The organism is Klebsiella planticola (assembly GCF_000783935.2).
GTDB classification, from domain to species: domain Bacteria; phylum Pseudomonadota; class Gammaproteobacteria; order Enterobacterales; family Enterobacteriaceae; genus Klebsiella; species Klebsiella planticola.
Genome location: NZ_CP026047.1, coordinates 4625258 through 4645186, shown reverse-complemented (window position 1 = coordinate 4645186; position 19929 = coordinate 4625258). Strand labels below are relative to the sequence as shown.

Annotated in this window: 26 protein-coding genes; 11 read left to right on the top strand and 15 right to left on the bottom strand. The window is 51.8% G+C overall.

Annotated elements, in window-relative coordinates; genetic code table 11:
* Positions 1 to 39: 39 nt before the first annotated feature.
* Together MC50_RS22415 and MC50_RS22410 are read right to left on the bottom strand one after the other, a co-directional pair.
* Positions 40 to 999, bottom strand: a complete 960-nt coding sequence (locus MC50_RS22415) for a YbgA family protein (protein ID WP_032696117.1) — start codon at positions 997 to 999, stop codon at positions 40 to 42.
* Between the two features lie 217 nt (positions 1000 to 1216).
* A complete protein-coding gene (locus MC50_RS22410; RefSeq protein WP_032687543.1) occupies positions 1217 to 1996 on the bottom strand; it encodes a MerR family transcriptional regulator in 780 nt (259 codons plus the stop codon).
* Positions 1997 to 2124: 128 nt separating this feature from the next.
* On the opposite strand from MC50_RS22410, the gene MC50_RS28720 reads away from it, so the two are divergent.
* The 3 genes from MC50_RS28720 to MC50_RS22400 all read left to right on the top strand — a co-directional run bounded on the left by MC50_RS28720 (position 2125) and on the right by MC50_RS22400 (position 3752).
* A complete protein-coding gene (locus tag MC50_RS28720; RefSeq protein WP_155274635.1) occupies positions 2125 to 2271 on the top strand; it encodes a hypothetical protein in 147 nt (48 codons plus the stop codon).
* Positions 2272 to 2362: 91 nt separating this feature from the next.
* Positions 2363 to 2944 carry a cytochrome b/b6 domain-containing protein gene (locus tag MC50_RS22405; RefSeq protein ID WP_032687544.1) on the top strand — a complete coding sequence of 194 codons (582 nt, stop codon included), beginning with the start codon at positions 2363 to 2365 and terminating at the stop codon, positions 2942 to 2944.
* Between the two features lie 295 nt (positions 2945 to 3239).
* Positions 3240 to 3752, top strand: coding sequence for an anti-virulence regulator CigR family protein (locus MC50_RS22400; protein ID WP_032687546.1), 513 nt, complete (start codon positions 3240 to 3242; stop codon positions 3750 to 3752).
* Positions 3753 to 3987: 235 nt separating this feature from the next.
* Here the strand turns inward: MC50_RS22400 and MC50_RS22395 are convergent, their stop codons facing one another.
* Positions 3988 to 5484: an aminotransferase-like domain-containing protein gene (locus tag MC50_RS22395; RefSeq protein WP_032699758.1), complete on the bottom strand. Its 1497-nt coding sequence runs from the start codon at positions 5482 to 5484 to the stop codon at positions 3988 to 3990.
* Between the two features lie 38 nt (positions 5485 to 5522).
* Here MC50_RS22395 and MC50_RS22390 point away from each other — a divergent pair, with 38 nt between their 5' ends.
* A complete protein-coding gene (locus MC50_RS22390) occupies positions 5523 to 6290 on the top strand; it encodes an arylamine N-acetyltransferase family protein (RefSeq protein ID WP_032687550.1) in 768 nt (255 codons plus the stop codon).
* Between the two features lie 228 nt (positions 6291 to 6518).
* On the opposite strand, the gene MC50_RS22385 is transcribed toward MC50_RS22390, so the two are convergent.
* Positions 6519 to 7547 (bottom strand): alpha/beta hydrolase, encoded by a 1029-nt coding sequence (locus MC50_RS22385; RefSeq protein ID WP_047664981.1) that lies wholly within the window; start codon positions 7545 to 7547, stop codon positions 6519 to 6521.
* Between the two features lie 18 nt (positions 7548 to 7565).
* Positions 7566 to 8753: an MFS transporter gene (locus MC50_RS22380; protein ID WP_047664980.1), complete on the bottom strand. Its 1188-nt coding sequence runs from the start codon at positions 8751 to 8753 to the stop codon at positions 7566 to 7568.
* A 210-nt stretch (positions 8754 to 8963) separates the two neighbouring features.
* Here MC50_RS22380 and MC50_RS22375 point away from each other — a divergent pair, with 210 nt between their 5' ends.
* Positions 8964 to 9881, top strand: a complete 918-nt coding sequence (locus tag MC50_RS22375; RefSeq protein WP_032696121.1) for a LysR family transcriptional regulator — start codon at positions 8964 to 8966, stop codon at positions 9879 to 9881.
* Between the two features lie 647 nt (positions 9882 to 10528).
* Here the strand turns inward: MC50_RS22375 and ydfZ are convergent.
* The 10 genes from ydfZ to MC50_RS22325 form a co-directional block, all read right to left on the bottom strand.
* Positions 10529 to 10732 (bottom strand): putative selenium delivery protein YdfZ, encoded by a 204-nt coding sequence (ydfZ, locus tag MC50_RS22365; protein ID WP_047664979.1) that lies wholly within the window; start codon positions 10730 to 10732, stop codon positions 10529 to 10531.
* Positions 10733 to 11925: 1193 nt separating this feature from the next.
* Entirely contained in the window at positions 11926 to 12009 is an 84-nt protein-coding gene (gene mgtS / locus MC50_RS22360; RefSeq protein WP_088402565.1) for a protein MgtS, read from the bottom strand.
* 29 nt (positions 12010 to 12038) lie between these two features.
* Positions 12039 to 13325 carry a tyrosine-type recombinase/integrase gene (locus MC50_RS22355; RefSeq protein WP_047664978.1) on the bottom strand — a complete coding sequence of 429 codons (1287 nt, stop codon included), beginning with the start codon at positions 13323 to 13325 and terminating at the stop codon, positions 12039 to 12041.
* Positions 13325 to 13540 (bottom strand): excisionase family protein, encoded by a 216-nt coding sequence (gene xisR / locus MC50_RS22350; RefSeq protein ID WP_047664977.1) that lies wholly within the window; start codon positions 13538 to 13540, stop codon positions 13325 to 13327. The genes MC50_RS22355 and xisR overlap by 1 nt, the downstream gene beginning before the upstream one ends.
* Positions 13541 to 13634: 94 nt before the next feature.
* Complete coding sequence (locus tag MC50_RS28940; RefSeq protein ID WP_047664976.1) at positions 13635 to 13859, bottom strand: hypothetical protein; 225 nt, start codon at positions 13857 to 13859, stop codon at positions 13635 to 13637.
* Positions 13856 to 14083, bottom strand: a complete 228-nt coding sequence (locus MC50_RS29385; RefSeq protein ID WP_072025011.1) for a ParE family toxin-like protein — start codon at positions 14081 to 14083, stop codon at positions 13856 to 13858. The genes MC50_RS28940 and MC50_RS29385 overlap by 4 nt, the downstream gene beginning before the upstream one ends.
* A gap of 7 nt (positions 14084 to 14090) precedes the next feature.
* The gene (locus tag MC50_RS28580) at positions 14091 to 14312 is read right to left on the bottom strand and encodes a hypothetical protein (protein WP_127913556.1); all 222 of its coding nucleotides are present in this window, start codon (positions 14310 to 14312) and stop codon (positions 14091 to 14093) included.
* 74 nt (positions 14313 to 14386) lie between these two features.
* Positions 14387 to 14680, bottom strand: coding sequence for a host cell division inhibitory peptide Kil (locus MC50_RS22335; RefSeq protein ID WP_047664975.1), 294 nt, complete (start codon positions 14678 to 14680; stop codon positions 14387 to 14389).
* On the bottom strand, positions 14673 to 14783 hold the full coding sequence (locus MC50_RS29155; RefSeq protein ID WP_004111705.1) for a hypothetical protein: 111 nt from the start codon (positions 14781 to 14783) through the stop codon (positions 14673 to 14675). Before MC50_RS29155 ends, MC50_RS22335 begins: the two co-directional genes overlap by 8 nt.
* A 455-nt stretch (positions 14784 to 15238) precedes the next feature.
* Positions 15239 to 15679, bottom strand: coding sequence for a helix-turn-helix domain-containing protein (locus MC50_RS22325; protein ID WP_223306628.1), 441 nt, complete (start codon positions 15677 to 15679; stop codon positions 15239 to 15241).
* A gap of 54 nt (positions 15680 to 15733) precedes the next feature.
* On the opposite strand from MC50_RS22325, the gene MC50_RS22320 reads away from it, so the two are divergent.
* The 6 genes from MC50_RS22320 to MC50_RS22285 all read left to right on the top strand — a co-directional run bounded on the left by MC50_RS22320 (position 15734) and on the right by MC50_RS22285 (position 19859).
* On the top strand, positions 15734 to 15985 hold the full coding sequence (locus MC50_RS22320) for a transcriptional regulator (protein WP_047664974.1): 252 nt from the start codon (positions 15734 to 15736) through the stop codon (positions 15983 to 15985).
* Positions 15985 to 16398, top strand: coding sequence for a toxin YdaT family protein (locus MC50_RS22315; protein WP_047664973.1), 414 nt, complete (start codon positions 15985 to 15987; stop codon positions 16396 to 16398). The genes MC50_RS22320 and MC50_RS22315 overlap by 1 nt, the downstream gene beginning before the upstream one ends.
* Positions 16399 to 16656: 258 nt before the next feature.
* The gene (locus MC50_RS22305; RefSeq protein WP_047664971.1) at positions 16657 to 17733 is read left to right on the top strand and encodes a hypothetical protein; all 1077 of its coding nucleotides are present in this window, start codon (positions 16657 to 16659) and stop codon (positions 17731 to 17733) included.
* Between the two features lie 10 nt (positions 17734 to 17743).
* Positions 17744 to 18037: a hypothetical protein gene (locus MC50_RS22300; RefSeq protein WP_052135807.1), complete on the top strand. Its 294-nt coding sequence runs from the start codon at positions 17744 to 17746 to the stop codon at positions 18035 to 18037.
* A gap of 192 nt (positions 18038 to 18229) precedes the next feature.
* Positions 18230 to 19018 (top strand): ParB/RepB/Spo0J family partition protein, encoded by a 789-nt coding sequence (locus tag MC50_RS22290; protein WP_047664970.1) that lies wholly within the window; start codon positions 18230 to 18232, stop codon positions 19016 to 19018.
* 154 nt (positions 19019 to 19172) lie between these two features.
* Positions 19173 to 19859, top strand: a complete 687-nt coding sequence (locus MC50_RS22285) for a hypothetical protein (protein WP_052135806.1) — start codon at positions 19173 to 19175, stop codon at positions 19857 to 19859.
* Positions 19860 to 19929 lie beyond the last annotated feature (70 nt).

The following is a 19929-nucleotide window of genomic DNA, read 5'->3' as shown; positions in this document are numbered from 1 at the left end:
GCAATGACGGGCTCGCGACGGCGGGCCCGTTTTACGTCATCAGAGGAGTCTCAGGCGCAGACCTAAATCCTGTGGATAGGGGTTAAAGTAGTTTTGCGTCAGCAAATAGCGGTCCGGAAATTCGCCCAGGTAGTGTTTGAGCAATGTCATCGGCGCGAGTATTGGCAGCAAACCGGCGCGATAGTTGAGGATCACCTCGCGAAGTTCGCCGCGCTGGCGGCTATTGAGCCGTTCGCGGAAGTAGCCCTGGATATGCATCAGCACGTTGGTATGGTTTTTCCGCGAAGCGGGTTGTTTCAGAATGGCCATCAGCTTAGTGCGATAAGCGACAAAGAAGGCATCCAGATCTTCCCACTGATGAAGGGAGGCAACGAAAGGCCCAATTTCGCGATAGCCCGCCTGGTCATGCGCCAGCAGCTGCAGCTTGTACTGGCTATGGTAGTCCAGGAGCGCACGACGGCTGAGTCCCTGCGCGCGCAGGGTATTCAACTGGTGCAGAGCGAAGACGCGCTCGACAAAGTTTTCCCGCAGCACCGGATCGTGCAGGCGGCCATCCTCTTCTACGGGCAGCCACGGGTAGTGCGTGAGCAATTGCTGCGTGAAAAGACCCACTCCTTCTTTACGCCCGCGGTTACCGTTTTCGTCATACAGCCGCACGCGCTCCATACCGCAGCTGGGCGATTTCGCACAGACAACAAAGCCAGAGAGGGCGTCCACGCTGGGGAGAAATGAGCGGGTAAATTCGGCCATTTTCTCCGTCACATCATCGTGGGGCGTTTGGCTAAAACGCATCTCAATGGTCCCTTCGGTGGTGTGCACCAGACGAAGGGCCGGGCGAGGCGCGGGCAGGCCGATGGCCATCTCCGGACAGACGGGTTTGAAGGCGACCCAATCCGCCAGTTCATCCATGACAAAGCCCATCCGTTTATGTCCACCGTCAAAGCGTACGGCGGAGCCGGTTAAACATGCGCTGATGCCGACCGCGGGTTGCGTGTTCATGGTGCCATCCTCATGATTGCATTGGTTGTAGGAACAACAGGAGCCGCGTCGGTTGCCGGGCCGCGCGACGTCTTCACATACCTAAAACTTACACAATAACTAATATTTGTCCAAGTATTGGCGAGGATATTTATTATTATTTATTTAATTCATGAAGTTATATTTGACGATTTTTACCGGCCCTTTCCGTCAGGCGATGTGGAAAAGCGCGGAGGACTCAATCTCCTTGAGCCGTATCGGCGGCCGCTTCCGGCGAGGCATCGCCGCAGGAGAGGGAGATAACGTCGAGGGCATTGACCTGCTGCCGCCAGCATGCAATCTGTTTTTTGCGGGCTGCGGTCAGTTTTCCGGAGGTGACCAGCAGCCAGTTGCGCTGCGGGAAAACCTCGGGCGCCAGAGCCGCCGGCGGGACGGGAAGGAGATCGATACGCTGGCCCTGGCCGCTACGGGCGAGGGCCTCCAGCCAGATTTCGCAGGGGTCGGAGAGATGCCAGCCGGTTATCAGCCAGTTATCTCCCGGCGCTTTTTTGTCGCCTTCGAGGCAAAACGAGGTATAGGCGATAATGATCCCGTCAAGGATTTCGCGCAGCGTCATCACCGTCGGGATGCGGGCAGACAGTTTACCGCGTAGCGGACGCAATACTTTCGTTACCAGTTCCGGGCGAGGGGACTCGCGGCCTGAATCGTAGATCAGCTGGCGCAGGGCATCGATTTTACCCTCCTTAAGCCGCTGCAGCATGGTTTCCTGCAGGTTTAACCAGTTGTCAGTACGCCTCGTGACGGGGCTATCCAGCAGAGGTTTCACCTGGCTGACGGGAACGCCTTTTTGAATCCAGTCGAGAATTTTGAGCGCCTGCTGAACATCATCATCGCTGTACAGACGATGTCCACCCTCTGTACGCCGCGGTTTGAGCAGACCATATCGACGCTGCCAGGCGCGAAGCGTGGTGGGGTTAATCCCGCAAAGCCGGGCAAATTCACCGATGGAGTAAGACATGAAGGAGACCTGAAAAGAGAGGATAGTCCCAATATACTATGAATCATTGCCGGGTAAATGTTAAATGACTACGGCCGCGTAGCCCTGCGCGGTCGCTGCTATCGCGCAGATGATATCAGGCTCCGGTCATGCCGCCGAACGGCGTTATTTCAGCGTTCGCGACGACGTCAAATGCCTCTTTCCGCGACCGCTTTGGCGTCGACTCCAGGCACCCGTCGGCCACCGGTGTTCGCGAACAACCGCAGGCGCGTCCCGCGGATCCTGAAATGGAATAAATTGATAACTTCAGTGTGGTTTTAAGGTTTCGTTAATTAACCGCAACGATACTGATGAAATCAACCTTCCCGTAAACAACATGGTTAAATGATGAAAGACCGGTTATGTAATGCACTTCCTCACCGCGACACCCCTTTTTTTCGTGCGCTACATATCAGCGTAGCGGTATTGGTTTTATTGCAGATTATTAACTCTGACTTTACTGAAAGCGAGGCCCTCGGCGACGTTAACCTGGCTGGGTTCATGACATGGTTTCATGTTATCTCTGGATTTACATTGATTGCTCTGGGTATTGTGATGCTTATCTGGATGCTGACACAGCGTGGTTTTCATTACTATTTTGCCTGGCTGACGCTCGATTTTCGCGGCATGGCTGCCGATCTCAAAACGCTGATCGCATTGCGTCTACCTGACGCGCATGCCGGGGGAGTGGCGGCATTCATTCAGGGACTGGGTGTTCTGGCACTGCTGGGCGTGGCTTTGTGTGGCGGGCTCTGGTTTGTGCTGAATACCGCGTTTGGTCCATCCTCTGCGCTGGCACATGATGTCCTGGGCTTGCATAGATTCCTGACCGTATTCATTGAGACTTATTTCTGGGCCCACGGCGCAATGGGATTACTGCATATTTTCCTCAAAGTCCGCAGCCAACGGAATAACCCGGTGACGGAATAATCATGTTAGCGAGAGAGCGGCTGCATTATTGTGCCCGACAAATGTCGATGTCTTGTACTGTATTTCTCAAATAACCGTTCTCCCGGCACTAAAACCGCCGTCAGGACTTTACCTGGCGGCCATCTGGAATGCTGAACTTTTCTTTCCGGTGAATGATGCCGGTTCATTCTCTGAAGGTACGATGGCAGATGATGCGGGTTGCAACATCTGCCAAAAATAAGAAAACATGAAATTGTTAAGGGTATAGCTTTGTCATATGTTTAAAGTGTCCACGTAATCTTAAGGAACCGTCATCATGTTTAAGCGTCGCACTCTCAAAACTGCACTTGCGGCGGTTATATCGCTTGTCGTTGTTGCTGCACCGGTTTATGCAAACCCAGGAAATGGAAATGGCGGTGGGCATGGCAATGGGGGGAGTAACCACGGGAACAGCGGCAATCATGGCAACAGCGCAGACCATAGCAACAAAGGCCAGGGGAATGGGAAGTCTGGTGAGGATCATGGCAACCGCAAGAACTACGGAAAACCAGACCACGTTGACTCCGATATCAGCTTCTCGCGGGCGCGCTCCCTGGCAGTCAATTATGGTCTGGTGGGTTATAAGGCGCTTCCCCCGGGTATCGCGAAGAATTTAGTCCGCGGCAAACCGTTGCCTCCGGGGATTGCGAAGAAAACGCTCCCGGCATCCATGATTAACGATTTACCGTATTACCCAGGATATGAATGGCGTGCGGTTGGCGATGATTTGGTGCTGGTCGCATTAAGTACGGCAATCGTGACATCAATTATTAATGGTGTTTTTGACTAACGCTAACCTGTTTGCTCTGAGGCCCCGCAAATGCGGGGCTTTTTTATCGGCGAAAGCTGCACAGGGCAGACAGGGCAAAGCGTCTTACGAGCGGCTGAATTTGTCTTCATCAGGTTAATGGAGACCTCTCGCTAACGTCCGCCCCCGGCACAAGGCTGGTATCGTGAACCGAGCAAGCATTTAGCCTCTGGCGCCTTCACAGGATGGATTCGCTGACTGCAGAACACTTCCGCTGTCAATGTCCCGCGGCCAACTCATGGCACAAAAGACCGAGTTGTTCCACGGCATTCAACAGATGGCGGGTGGGTTCATTCGCACCGTTCAAGCGCAGGAAGTTTTTCAGTTCTGCCGCCCCCGGGGAAAACAACGGGCCCGGACTGACACCAATGCCAAGGGCGAGTGCGCGACGATGTACCTCCAGCGCATCTATCTGTGACGGGAGTGTTACCCAAATCAGAAAACCGGCTTCCGGGGCGGCGACCCGCGTGCCCGGTGGGAAGCTTGTTTCAACCTTTGCGATGATAGCCTGTATCCCTTGCGCAATGTGGAGCTTCAGGTGCCGCAGATGCCTGTCATAATCACCGCTGGCCAGGATCTCGTTCGCCGCGGCTTCAATTAGCGGCGCGCCGGCCCACTCTCCGGCCATTCGGGCCTGCAATACCGTTGAGTGATAGCGTCCGGCTGCAATCCAGCCAATTCTCCAGCCCGGCGCCAGGGTTTTAGACAGCGAGCTGCAATAAATAACATTTCCGCACCTGTCGAAGGCTTTACACGCAGGCGGACGCTGCGCATCACCGGCCAGATCGCCATACACATCGTCCTCAATTAAAGGGATGCCCTTACTGGCAAGCAGAGCCACCAGATCCCGCTTGCGGGCGACGGGCATACTGGCTCCTGACGGATTCTGCACCGTGGGTGAGGCAAGAACGGCTGCAGGACGGTGGCGCTGAATGGCTTCTTCAAGTGGCGCCAACAGTAACCCTTCAACAGGATCAGTGGGGATCTGCAATGCCTTCAGCCCCAGATCCTCCAGCAGCAGGAGCGTGCCGAAGTAGGCCGGCTGCTCAATCGCCACGGCATCGCCCGGCCGGCACACGGCGCGAAGAGCCAGACGCAGCGCCTGGGTAGCGCCTGCGGTGATGATAAGGTCATCCGCGCCAAAAAGAGCCCCCCATTGTGCCGCGCGTGCGGCAATCTTTCTGCGCAAGTCTGCTCTTCCCGGGGGCAGGCTGTAGCTCTGCCCGCGCGCATCAAGCCGACGACCTGCCGTCTGCAATGCCCTGTGCAGAGTATCTACGGGAAGCCAGGCGGGATCGGGTAGCGCAGCGCCAAGCGGGACCAGGCGCGCCTCCGCGCTCCCGAACAGGGATCTGGCAATGGCGGACATGGTCACCGGCACGGGTACGGGGACAGAAGCGGTGCTCTGCGTCTCCCCGGCGGGAATTATCTGGCGGACAAAGTAACCTGAACGTGGGCGCGCGATAATCAGACCTTCCGCCTCCAGGCAACGTAGTGCTTCCAGCGCCGTGGGGAGACTGACCTGCTCGCGCTCGGCCAGTTTACGCGCGGAGATAATCCGATCTCCCGTTCGCAAAGCGCCTGAAGTCAGAGTCAGCCGCAGCATTTCGGCTATTCGGCGGTAGTGGGGAGTCGGCGGGGATGGCTCGGACATCGTAATCTGTATAGTCTGATTTTTGATAAATCTGACTATACAGGCGATACGAGGCGCCATCTATAGTGTGTGCCACACAAACCAGCCAGGGTAGTCACATGCACAGCGACAATTTCGATCTTTCCCTCTACTTCCGGCGCATAGGCTATAGCGGACCTGCGGCGGCTAATACCGCGACGCTACATGCGCTCATGCGTCACCAGCTCTTTGCGATCCCCTTTGAAAATCTGGACGTACAGGCAGGTAAAATCGTGTCGATGGCACCTGATGATATTGCCAACAAGTTATTACAGCAGAGACGGGGCGGCTACTGCTATGAACTTAACGGGCTGTTTACGATGGCGCTGCAGACGCTGGGTATAACCTACCGTTTTGTTGCGGCACGGCCAATGTTCTATCCCGCACGCCGGCCTAAAACGCATATGGCGGTCATCGCCGAAGTTGATGGTCGTCAGTGGCTTTGCGACCTTGGGTTTGGTAGCTACGGTATCCGCGCGCCGCTGGCCTTAGACGAACTTGATACGGACATCATTCAGGATTTTGATACGTTCCGGCTTAGTCGTGATGCGAGTGGATACTATCTGCTTCAGGCCAGGGTTGAGGGAAACTGGTGCGATCAATACGGTTTTGACCTGTCGCCTCAGGAATGGATTGATTTTGTTCCGGCCAATTACCTTAACTCCACGCACCCCGACGCGGTCTTTGTACAAAAGCTGCTGGTCATCCAGCATCGACCCGAGGGGCGCTTTATTCTGCTCGGCAATATGCTGAAGACCATTACTGCAGACAGGGTAGAAAAGCAGTCGCTGACAGAAGATGAAATTGCGCATGCGCTTGAAAACCGTTTTGCTTTGTCTGTCCGCTAGTGAAGCCAAATGGCCGATAAGCCCGCAGCTACACGAACACGTTGCAGAAAGCGGCCTCACCACTGAGGCCGAAGCTTGCCATAGACCCTGGCACATTATGTCGTTGATGCTGCCGGGGCAGGCTTCGAAGCCTGCTCGCTGATTGTTCAGGTACAGCAATACGCTGCAACGCTTAACCCCAACGGGAAGGTCAATTTGCCGCCCCCTTCGCGGGAGCGGCGGGTATCACTATTTCAGATTGCTTTTAAAGAATGACGTCAGCTTCGCAAATGGAATCAGGTCAGTTCGGTCATACAGGTCGACATGGCCTGCGTCGGCAACGACATAGAGCTCTTTCGGTTGAGCGGCGCGTTTGTAAGCATCCTCGCTAAACTCTTTGGAGTGCGCATTGGCGCCGGTAATAAACAGCATCGGGCGCGGCGCAATGGTTTCAATATCGTTGAACGGATAGAAGTTCATAAATTTGCCGATGCTGCTTAACAGAGGTTTGGTGGTCAGCTCTTGTTGCTCACCCTGCGGGGTATAACCGCCTCGCGCTGTACGGTAGAAATCAAAAAACTCACGCTGTATGGCCGGTGTTGAATCATCCAGTTGGTTTACGGTCCCCGGAATGTACGCCTTCGCTGCGCCTTTAAATTCGGCCATTCGCTGTTCGATGGCCGACTGGATAAAGTCCTGACGCTGCTCTGGCGTCTGGGAATGATTCAGGCCATTGCGGAAAGCCGCTCCCATGTCATACATGCTGACAGTGGCAATCGCTTTCATACGGGGGTCAATTTTGGCCGCACTGATAACAAAGCTGCCGCTGCCGCAAATCCCTAGCACACCGATATTCTCAGGATCAACGTACGGCTGGGTACTGAGGTAATCCACAGCCGCGCTGAAGTCATCAGCATAAATTTCCGGTGAAATCAGATGACCCGGTTCACCTGCACTTTCCCCCCAAAAGGAGAGATCAATCGCCAGCGTTACAAAACCCTGGTCCGCCAGTTTTTGCGCATACAGATTCGCGCTTTGCTCTTTTACCGCACCCATCGGATGTCCGACGACGATCGCCGGGTTTTTCGCATTCTGATTCAGGGTTTGCGGAATAAACAAATTGCCCACAACGTTCATCTGGTACTGGTTTTTAAAGGTCACCTTTTGCTGGATAACTTTATCGCTTTTATAAAAGTTGTCGGCGCCTTTTGTCATATCCGCCGCAGTGGCGGCAAACGAGCTGATTAACAGCCCCAGCGCCAGAGTCATATTTTTCATGGAGTTTATCCTTAATTGTCAGTGGTGTGTTTGACGTGATGTCAGAATGGTTAACCCTGCTGCGACAATCAGCAGCCCGCCGCTAAGAGCAAAAGTGCTTTGCCAGCCGGTGTGATCAAACGTCAGACCGCCAAGCGTGGAACCCAGGGCGATAGAAAGCTGGATAACCGCAACCATCAGTCCGCCGCCGGCTTCGGCATCATCAGGCAGCGTACGCGCTATCCAGGCCCACCATCCGGTCGGCGCAGCTGTCGCCATCAGTCCCCAGAACCCCAGTAGCGGCACGACAAACCCGAGGTGTTGGCCCGTGAGTATGAGCGTTACGGCGACGACAGCCATGAGTGAAGAGATGGCTGTAAGCGTCGAATAGAGGCCCCTCTTTAAAAAATGACTGATCGCCAGCGTGCCAATAAAACCGGCTATCCCGATGGTCAGTAAAATGAGAGATAAGGTGCTGATATCCACCCGGGTGACGGTTTCAAGAAACGGCCGTACGTAGGTGAATAATGAGAACTGCCCCATAAAGAACAGCCCGCAGGCGAGCAGGCCAACTGCAACAACGGGACGGGAGAGCAGATGAAAAGCAGAACGCCCAGGCCGCCTGTTGTTGTCGGGTGCCATCGCGGGGAGGCTGAAGCACTGCCAGATGAAGGCGACGATCGCGACCGGAACAAGGCAGAGGAACGCTCCGCGCCAGCCCATGACGGCACCGAGATAACTGCCGAGCGGTGCCGCGATAACGGTTGCCAGGGCGTTACCGCCATTGAAAATAGCTAATGCGTGAGGGACCCGATGCCGTGGCACCAGACGAAGCGCCGTGGCGGCAGACATCGACCAGAACCCACCGATCGCAATACCAATCAGGGCGCGACCGGCCATATAAATCAGGTAGCAGGGAGACAGGGCGACCATTGTTGCCGATAAAGCCATTAATGCCGTCATGCCCAGCAGCAGATATTTACGATGCAGATTTCCGGCAAGAGTCGAAAGAGACAGGCTGGTCAATACCGCCAGCGCCCCGGAAATGGCGATCCCCTGTCCAGCCAGTCCTTCACTGACTCTGAGATCGGCCGCGACAGGTGTCAGCAGGCTGACAGGCATAAATTCTGAGGCGATAAGCACAAAGACGCAGAGCGTCATCGCCAGCACACCGCTCCAGTATGCGTGCTGTTCGTAATGTGGATTTTCATGACGGAGTGTGGACATAAACGACTACCTCTGAATATCGACCCGGCTAAATTCAGACAAGCCGGGGCCGGACGCTATTCACGGGAATAACGACAAAAAACGCACGCATAAACATGCTGTTTATGATTATCAATGGCTGAAAGTTTTACACGGCTGGTGTAGCCTGACTAGCTAATGAATACTTAATGGGCTTATAAGCCCGAGTTATTAATTGGGAGTGTCAGGCGAATGAAGCGCAACCTGAATGACCTTCTTTATTTTGTCACCGTTGCCCGCGAAGGGAGCTTTACCCGAGCGGCGGCGCATCTCGGCGTGACGCAACCCGCACTCAGTCAGGCGATTTCCGCACTGGAGGAGCGCATGCAAATTCGTCTCCTCACCCGAACCACCCGCAGCGTGTCGCCTACCGCGGCCGGAGAGCGGCTGCTGCAGGCCATCGGCAACCGTTTTGATGAAATTGAAGCTGAACTGGATATGCTCACGGAACTGCGTGACAAACCTGCCGGTACGGTACGAATCACCTGCGGGCCGGATGTATTACGTACCACTTTATTACCCAAACTGACGCCGCTTCTGCGTGAATACCCGGATATTCATATTGAGTTCGATGCTAATCACGGTTTCCGCGATATCGTTGCCGACCGTTTTGACGCGGGAGTGCGTCTGGGCGACACCATTGATAAGGATATGATTGCGATACCGATTGGCCCGGAATTACGCATGGCGGCCGTGGCTTCGCCGGCGTATTTTTCACGCTACCCGATTCCGCAAACTCCACATGAACTGACGCAACATTGCTGTATAAACCAGAGAATGGTCAAATCCGGGGGACTGTATGTCTGGGATTTTGATCAGGAAGGTGGTGATTTGAACGTTCGGGTGAGCGGGCAGGTGACGTTCAACACATCAGAACATATTGTCACCGCCGCCCTGGCCGGATTAGGCATCGCATTTTTACCTGAGGAAGAGTTTGGTGCGCATATTGAAGAAGGTCGGTTGATCCGGGTGCTGGAAACCTGGTGTCAGCCTTTCCCTGGCTACTATCTGTATTACCCCAGCCGAAAACAAGTTTCTCCCGCATTTTCACTGGTGGTCGATGCTCTGCGTGTTTACCGTATGCGCCAGCCCGTAGACAAGAACAGGTAAATGATGTTCCCTCACGTCCGGGCGGCCTCTGGTCTTAATACCTGAGGCCGTCGGCCGCAAACAGATCGAATGCTGCAGGGGGCATGCCTGGGACAGGGCTGTTGGAAGACGCTCTTTTGGTCAATCTGTGCAGTCTATTGAGATATCTCTCGTAAACGATGTTTGCCCGAAATATGCCTGACGCGCGTGACTGCTTAAACTATAATCCCCGGCATTAATGTGGGGGAACTTAATGAAAGGTATGAAGGCGGTGTTGGGTATTGTACTCACAGGAACGCTATCAGGGTGCGCAGCAGTCCAGTATAACGATGGTGACAAGGTCAGCATTCAGGCTGATGCGTGGAACGGTCTCGATAGTTTGCATTCTACGGCCGTTAAAGCCTGTCAGCAGTATGGAAAATCAAAAGCAGTCTATCTCCATAGTGCAAATATGAACCCGAATTTGCCGAAGGGGAGTGGAGTACAAAATACTCTCTGGAAATGTGAGCCGTGATGAGGCCGCGTTGCTGAATGCGTGCCAGACAGAAGGTGATATCGGCAAGTCAGGCAGGGGACAAAAATGCCGTTCCGGTACTGTTCGCTGAATATCTGTTCTGCATGAGCTTGCCAGATATTGAGTTGCCGGTGCCGCAGCGGCATTGCCGTCTTTAGTGTAGGCCAAGACGGATCAGTTCAACGGGTTCGAACTTACCTTCATTCCCTTCAACTTCAATGGTTTTGCTGCGACGTAATTGGGCGGGTGTGAGCCCAGTGGAGTGGATAGCAACAATTTTACCCGTTTTACCTGTCCCATTAATCATCACCTGGCTTCCGTTGGTAATAGGATTGCGGTTACGATCATAAGTGACCATGGGTATTTCTCCTCTTTCTCTCTGTGCATCAAAAAAACCGTATTGTGTACAAGGCCGGGCCCTGGTAACGGACGTAATATAAATACGCCTTTGAGCCTGCTATGTTGTTGAGTTTGATCAATGTCACACTTTTTAGCGGTTAAGAGGGGTCTATTCTGCGAGCCAGCGGCGTCATAATAGTTAAATAACGTATAACTCTCACTTTTTTATAATAAAACACAATATCAGCGGGTTGACGTTTTATCTGGCGCTGGCGATCGGCGCAAACATTCTGTTGAAGCAACCGCTGATACCGCCCCGGGTCATTTCCTGATAAACCCATAGGCCTTCTGACACTTTTAGCCCCTCATTCCCGGGAGAAGTCAGACTTGATGTCGCCGGTTTTCACATTCAGTTGATAGCCTTTGTTGCGGTTAAAAAGGCCACCTTCCGGTGGCTGTTTTAATCGCTGTAATAAACACCTTAACGGAGGTCTGGCCCATGAAAGTGTCCACCGCCAGGACCACCGCCGGGTCCTCCTCCGGGGCCTCCAGGCGGAAGGATGCATCCGGAAAGAGACACGGCTGCGCAGAGCACAAAAATGACAAGGATAATTTTTTTCATAATAGCTCCTGAACTGGCGAGCCTCAATTGCAAACCAAAAATGTGAATATTTTATGGAGAATCAATAATTCCCTTTCGCTACACACCTTAAACCGGAATATTCCATGCGTAAAACCTGGCCGCGAGGCCATCAAAGCGATGTGTTGACCTGAGTGGTATTTCTGCTGGTTCGCAGCGAGGGGGCGCAATACCGATGTCCCTCTAAGAGAAGCGGTGATGGGGGCTGTAGTGCTTTGTCATGCACGATGCCATTACGCCATCGAACGACATGCATTTATCTTGAATAATCCGCGAGGAGGGTCTGTTTAAAAATAGTCCGGCGATTAATGTGAGAAAAAAGGCTAGCAACGGAATAGCTATATAGGTTTTCACTGGCAAGGAATCCGATATCGCGAATAATGCTGAATAATCTACACCCGCTGTATGAATGTAAAGTGACGATCCTTGATTGCAATCGGGGCCCCAGGCATGGCGGAAGGCGTGAATTTCTCATAATGAAGCTAAGGCTATGATCGGGAAGCTAAAAGCGGAACGCCCCCTGGTGCAATCAGCAGCAGGGGGCGGTTACGGGTGGGGATTATCGTCGTTCATCAGTCATCCCATTTGTGGCTTAGATACGCGGCAAGAAAACCAAAGAACAGAATTGTTCCCAGTACTGCCATAAATACATGCATATTATCCAGCTTAATCGCATCCCATTGAACTAATTGAAATTAATTTTCTTAATTTTTTCTTTGGGGCACCCATGGGGCACAGCGGTTGGCAACGTGCTGTTCAGCAGCTCTACCTGGTTGCGGTCCATCCCTCCGATCCATTTTGAGTAAATCTCATAAACCATCTTGGCATTTTCGTGCCCGAGCTGGCTGGCAATGAATGACGGGTTCGCACCCGCAGTTAATAACCAGCAGGCGAATGTATGTCTCGACTGATAAGGCCGGCGAGGTCTTATGCCGGCTTTCTTTAAACCGGCGTCCCAACTGTAGCCCAGGGAGGACTTGCTGAAACTAGTGGCCTTTGTCCGGGAACGAGCGCCCGGGATAAAGACAAACCGTAAATTCTGCTGCTCAGTTAAACCATATTCCCGGTGGTTGAACGTGATTTCTGTTTTGCGGAGTGCCCCTGTTTTCTGAAACTGAAGCCGAAGCGCATCCACTGCAGGCTGTAATAGGGTGACAGTCCGATTACCTGCGTCAGTTTTAGGTGGGACGAATAGCCCTTCGTTGGTTTTGTTTCTACAAACGTGGATCTCTCCTCGTTCGAGGTCTACATCTTCCCATGCAAGCGCTGACAGTTCGCCGTGACGAAGTCCCGTGTGGATTGCTACTGTCCATAATAATGCTGCAGGAGGTGGCAGCGCTTGGATGAAGGCGTAGTATTCGTCATGCAGTAGCGGATCTGGCTCTTTACGCGACCGCTTCAGCATTTTTAAACCTTCATGCGGTGTGTGGCTGATGAAGTTACTGCGTTGGGCCAGCTTAAGCATCTCCGTTAGCGTGTTCATCAGCCCGTTAACGGTGGATACTGCCCGTCCTGTTTTATTAAGCCAGGGGGAGTGTGGTGATACTGACTCTCCGGTCAACAGCTGATTTCGATAATTCAGCAGGTCACTATGCTGAATGTCTGCAATATGGGTATTGCTTCCGACCACGGTCTTCAGGGTTTCTAATCTGGAGGCTATACCGCGATATGACGCTAAGGATACCTCAAGCTTCTTTGCTTTGAGGTATGTTTCGCACAGCTCGCCATATGTGCGGATCATTTTCGTTGTGGTGAACTTTTTTATTGCATTCGACTCCGGGAAGTGTTCCGCGTAGTCAAATTTTCCCTGTTGTATTTCACTGACGATTAAAGCACGGAGATTGCCTGCTTTACGGATATTGCTGTTTGAAACAGTCCAACCCCGTAAAATTTCGCGGCAACGAATGCCGCGATACAGAAAGCTAATTCTTATTCCCTTCCCATGCAGTTCTACGCCAGTAGGCATATTCATTACGTATCCCCGACAAGCCTATTAATCCTGGTATAGTTATAGAGAAGTGTTACTCTTCCTTCTGAGGCAGAAGGATTAGGCGAGTGCTTCTTATAATGAACCCCCTCAATCCATCTCCCTTCCCGATAAGATTTAATTTGCCGGGGAGTCATATACATCTTCGCTACTATTCCCTTTTCCATCACCCATTCATCTTCTTGAGCAATATCGGCCATAAATAACCTCATGGCCGGGAAACTATAATCAGTATCCCGGCGTAATGTTGATTATTAGTAATCAGTTTCGGTACGGTTGCTGTAAATGATTTGCTTATCTTATGGCCTCGGACTGAAGAGTTCTGTAAGCTCGAAGCACATGAATTGCTTTGCCAGATATCACCGTTTTCAGCATAAAGAACCCGCCACTGCTGGCGCGTACGCCAGGAGACATGAAGATGGCAGTATCCACAGCGCGATTGTGGCGTCTGAACTCAAATACCGTGCTGGTTATAGTTGTGGTAACAGTCGCACCCTGATCGTTAAGTTCGATTCTCATAATTTCTGTTTCCTGTCTTTAAGTTGGTTGTATTTTTCGTGACTCATGACCTTCCAGCATCCGCCATCATCTTGTGACAATAAACGCCACTTTCGGCCAACCTTTAAACTTAAATTTCCACACTTAATTCGGCATGGGTTTATTTTGCCACTGGCATACATTTTCAGAACAATCGATGCCTTTTCATTAATGTGGGGAGGAATGCGGTTAGATGTTATTATCATTTTTCACCTACCAGCGTTTATTGCTCATATAGCCCGGTCTGGCTGGCAATGATTTACTAAATGTAGAGATAGAGGCAGAAAGGGCGCTTTTCTGCTTTTCTTTCTCATTGCAAGTCGTGCAGAAGTATATTTCTCTCCGGTAGGCACCTTTACCAGAGGGGCGGTATTTTAGCTCTTCACGCGTAAAGGTGCCGCCGCAGCCGTAGCAACGAAGTTTAGTTTTTTCCATTATATATCTCCGGTATGTTTTACTTGTGTGTATTCCTACCATTTAAGGCATTGGATAAATCTATTCTTGAGTGATTAAAAAGAAACTTCGGTATTTATTTTGTATTGTGCAGTAAGCAAATCCGCATCAACAGAAATTAAATCTCCATAGGTATCGTAGTTTAAGGAAATATCACGAACATTAAGTGCTGACAGTGAATTAATGCGACCACAAAACATGTTGTCTTCCACGTGCTTTGTCGATTCATATGTGCTCTTAATCGACTCCATGGCTTGAACCCACATATCTGGATCACTAATAAAGTGAGCGATAGCGAGTTTACTTTTTGCGGCCAGTATTTGCGGATTACTTTGGTGAAAACTAACCATTGAAAACTCCCGTAACATGCAGAATCTTGATAATGGTCGCTGACCAGGCAACAAGGCAGATAGCCAGAACGATAACCAGTGAACGAATACCGTTTCGGCTCATTTGCCACCCCAGCATGCAAAACTGAGAACGGCGACCGCAGCCAATAAGGCGATGACCTTAACCCAGAACAGGTTCCATGCCGGCTTGTCTTCTTCTCTAATCATCCCATTACCCTCATGTGATATTGAGTACCGAACAGACTTTGCAATGCAGTGCCGGGTGCCTCCCGGTGATACCAGCCAGTTAACAACTGGTATCGGCCTGCTTTTTCCCCACAACATGAATGACCGTTGTTGTACCGCTTTAACTGAACCGCGTGCGCATAGCCGCATTCACCGCATTGCAAAGCCTGTTGGTTCTTAGCCTTATGGCGGCCAACCGAACGTTTAACCTATCGCACCGTTGTGTCGATAGGTATGATTGCTGTCATAATGGATACACATGTCAACCCATGGGTTACACTAAAGGCAAAAAAAATACCGCCATTTGGCGGTATCTTTATGATATTTGGTGGGTTATTTTTCTCTAGTCGATGGGTCAACATGATCAGAGTAAAAATCTTTGAGTTTTTGCAGGCGCATTTGGAACGCTGCAAGCATGTTGCGCCTTTCGATTGGCGGCAGTTCTCGGTAAACATCAATAAGCGCTAACTCATCTTCGGTAAATCCATCATTTTTCGCTTCCTCTCCCGTAAGTATCCAGGCAAGTGAGGTGTTCGTAGCAGCTGCAATTTTAGCGGCAGAATCCTTACTGATACTCCCCCTGGAAAACCATCTGTTCGCTGCTGAACGGCTAACCCCGGCAATTCTCGCCATGTCTGACTGGGATAGGTGATTTTGTTCCATCAGATACGTAAGCCGCTCTGCAACCTGGCTGTTATTGCTAGTGTCGTTTTTTGTCATGGATTTAATTGTAAGCCTTAGGGCAACAAAAACAATTGCATTGGCTGTTGACATGTGGTGATTCTTTGGCAACAATTGTTGATGTTTAGTCAACACATGGAAAATCATATGACCGGTTTAAACAAAGCAATCAAGATCGCCGGAAATCAGTCAAAGCTGGCATCTCTCTTAGGTATTTCACGTTCTTCCGTTAGTCGGTGGGTCCATAAGTTTGGTGGCAAGGCCCCGCAAGCACAACTTCCGGAAATCTACCGTTTAACCGGGGTCACTCCTCATGAGATGCGCCCCGATCTTCATCCTAACCCAACCAGTGGCCTGCCAGAGAATGATACGGCTGCAGTACAGAAGGAGTCTGATTGATGGAAATCAAACACGAGCACGTAGAAATGGCCTTGTTGGCTTGGGCCGCTGAAGTTGGTCAGGCTTTCGCCGCAAATGCGATCGCCGAAGAGTACGTGCGCATTGGTGGTAATCAGCTGCGCCTGGTGCCCGGTAAAACATGGAGCAATCAGCAGAACATTTTCCACCGCTGGCTTAAGGGGGAGACCGAACTGCAGCGTGAAAAAATCCGGCTCCTTCTCCCGGCGATTTTGCGCGTTCTCCCGCGTGAAATTCGCCACCGACTGAGCATCTACGACACCATTGAACGTCGTGCGCTGCTTGCTGCTCAACACGCTATCGGAACGGCGATTGACGCTCATGACGATGCTATCGAAGCCGTATACAGCAAGGCGTATCAACCCGGTGCTGTTGAAGTAACTAAATACCACTGATCCGGAGGTGACTATGTGTAACCCATCTGCTGCTGAGCTTATTGCTCGCCTCAAAAAGGCGTACCCGGCTCATGTGCCGGCCGACCGGCCATCAAATAGCATCCTGAAGCCTGGGGCGCGGTTTAAGCACGGACGCAGGGGCTACATGGTGACAGTCATCATCGCGACTGAGAAAGACGTTTCATACCGGAAGGCATGCGGGACTGCTTGCTGGATGGGGTTACGTGAATTTTTACGGCAACACAATGAGGTTTCGGTATGAACAATCAGGTCTTTGACATTGTTCAGGCCATGTCGGGGCAGGGGAATTGCATCACGATCCCCGGACCGTATCTGGATTTCTTTGCTGGGGACAGGCAACAGCATTTGCTGGCGGCGATTTTGAATCAGCTGGTGTTCTGGTCGGGTAAATCAAGCCTGGACGATGGCTGGTTTTACAAAGAGCACGCAGCACTGGCGAAAGAGATTCGCGCTAAAGATGGCGACGTGGTCCGGAAGGCTATGTTCAAGATTACAGAGGGGTACCTGTCGGGGGTAATTGAGGAAGAACTCAGGCAGGTAAACGGCACACCGAAGAAGCATTATCGGGTCGATCAGGATGAGCTAATTGCCAGAATATTCCCTCAAGGGGCTAATTCCACTAAACCATTGAAAGTAGTGGAAACGGCCCAAGAGCCGAATGGATATGGCTTAAGAGCCGAATCGAAGCAAGTAATTGAAACCAATGGAAACGGCTCTCAAGCCGAATGCATTCGTCCCAAGAGCCGAATGGAAACGGCCCAAGAGCCGAATCCTGGAAACGGCTCTCAAGCCGAATCCTATCTCTATACAGATCTTAAAAACAGATCATTACATACAGATCATAAAAACCACGCGGGAGAGATTTCTCCTGTGGATAACTTTGCTGATTCAGTTCCGAAAACTCGCCTCCCGGAGATGGCTCTCCCGGACGCTACTGAAGACAGCAATCTGGCCACCGATGACGATTTCGATCTCGCGATGTGGTTCTGGTCGACCATCGTCGAGATGTACGAACGCGCAGCAGAATTTGATGGCTGCCTGGCAAAACCGAGAGAACCTAATTTTGTTCGCTGGGCCCAGGAGGTTCGCTTGCTACGCCAGGAGCACGGCTGCAACCACGACCACATCCGCACCATGGTTGAGCGTATTCAGCGTGATCACTGGTGGTGCGAGAAAGTTCAGAACATACCAACCCTGCGCCGGAAGTGGCCTGAACTGGTGCTGAGCCTGTGCCCGGCAAACCTGTCAACCGGCGGGGGCTCATTCGGCATGGGAAAACTGGATACCAACATCCCGAAAGGCTTTCGGGGCTAAGGATTTTTTCATGAAAACGACTAAATCGAAAAAAACACAGTATCGCGGTGAAATCCCAATGCTCGAATTTATCGCGGCCAATCCCGATATGACAGCCGCAGAAATTGCCAGCGCATTGAACCGCGGCATGCCGTCAGTGTCCGGGCAGATCCGTCAGTTGCGAGGGATGCACCGCATCATCCCGGGCGGTCTCCGCAATGGAGCGACCGTTTGGCGTGTTAACGACATGCCGTTTGGGTGTAGCAACCGGGAACGTCTGATGTTTGAGACTCTCCTGAGAGAGCACCGAGGGATTGCGAGATGAAATTACCTGTATGCCCCAAGTGTGGCGCTGCTCCGGAATTTCACTGGAAAGATTACCGGTTTGGATCCTGCTCAGGAGCTCTGAAATGCCCGTATGACCACTATCGCGTTCAGGAAAGCTACTGGGCGGGTAGTCGGAAAAAAGCGAAGCAAAACCTCGAAGAAAAGTGGATAGCGGAAACTGGAGTGAAAAATGGCTAAAAATTCGATCGATGCATACGGCGCCAGCGGCAAAACCAACGTTCTGATGTTCGAACCGGAAAACCTGCACCTGGTTACCGATAAGACCCACCCGCTTTACGACGAACGTATCCATCTGCCGATTAACGAGGCGATGGTGCTGAACATCATGGACCAGGGTGTTCTGGAGCCGATTATTGTCTGGAAAGACCCGGAAACGGGGCTGCCCTGTGTGGTCGATGGCCGTCAGCGCGTACGCCATACACTGGAAGCGAACAAGCTTCTGGCAAAAGAGGGTAAGGCCCGACTACTGGTCCCGGCGGTTACTAAACGCGGTTCAGCTGTTCGCATGGCTCAAGCGATGGTTTCTGCTAACGAAATCCGGCAGGCCGATACTCCGTTGGGCCGAGCTAAGAAGATGGCCGACGCACTGGAGCGCGGTCACGATGAAGAAGACCTGGCGCTGATGTTCGGGGTCAGCATCCAAACCGTACGCGCAACTCTGTCTCTGCTCGATGCCACACAGGCCGTTCGGGATGCAGTGGAGTCCGGCACGGTTACCGTTACCCAGGCACGGCAACTGGCATCACTGAAGCCCGAAGAACAGCGGGAAAAAGTGGCAGAAATCGAATCAGCGACCGCTGGCACTACCGGCCACGAAAAAGCACGTCGTCAGCGGCAGGTTCTCGGCGATAAAAAAACGCGCATTAAAACTCGCAAAGAAATTACCAAGGCCCTTGATGGCGCCATTGGCGATTATGCCGAAGCTCTGCGCTGGGTGTTAGGGGAGGATGCTGCATGAATAGCCCGATATCAAATCTAGCCCTTGGGAAAATGAGAAAGGACGCTGAACGAATGCTGGCATTGCGTAGTCCAGCTGTCGATGAGGAATGGTGGGAAAGAATGCTCTCCATAGTGATAGAGCTGCAAGAATGCCGAGCTAAAGTAGCTAATCAATGACCAGCACATTAACCATAACAGACGACAAATTGTCCGCACTTCTTTCTGAAATGGAGAAAAGCTTCACTGGATGCCAGGGGCACGGCTACACAGGTGCAGCGGAAGAATATGCAGATATGATTTCAGCTCTGCGTGAGCTACAGGAACGCCGCAAGGCCGCAATGGACAGCGAGCCGGTGGGCTATTTCGGTAGGTTTGACCCTGATGACGAGGACCTTATAGACCAGTGCAGTAAAAATGTGAAAGGCGCTTTCCCGCTCTATCGCCAAGCGCAGCCAGCTCCGGTAGTCACTTTCTACCGCGATGGCATTGAGGCCGCCGCCAACTATTTAGATAAGCAGCGAGAATCGTTTGATAACGAGCACGGACAATTTGACCCGGACACCAACTCATTCGAGTTCGGGATTCTTGCAGCTCAGGAGCACTCGGACACGTTAGCAGAATTGGCCGAAGGCATTCGCGCTCTGCATCCAAATGCTGGCAACTCTCCGGTAATTCCGGATGGTTACGTGATGGTACCGAAGGATGTCTCACCCGAACAGTTAAGAGCCTTTCAACTCAAAACTAAAATTGGTGCTTATGTGACCGCTAATTGGTCTGATGCTTATGATTCCCTGCGTGAGTTGTGGAATGAGGTAATTGCACATTACTGTAAAAATCAAGATGATGGATTAAAAAAGTAGTTTTCTTCTCAAATTACAGGGGGGGTATTCATCCTTATATGCTTCGATTATAGTTAAAGAGGTTTATGTG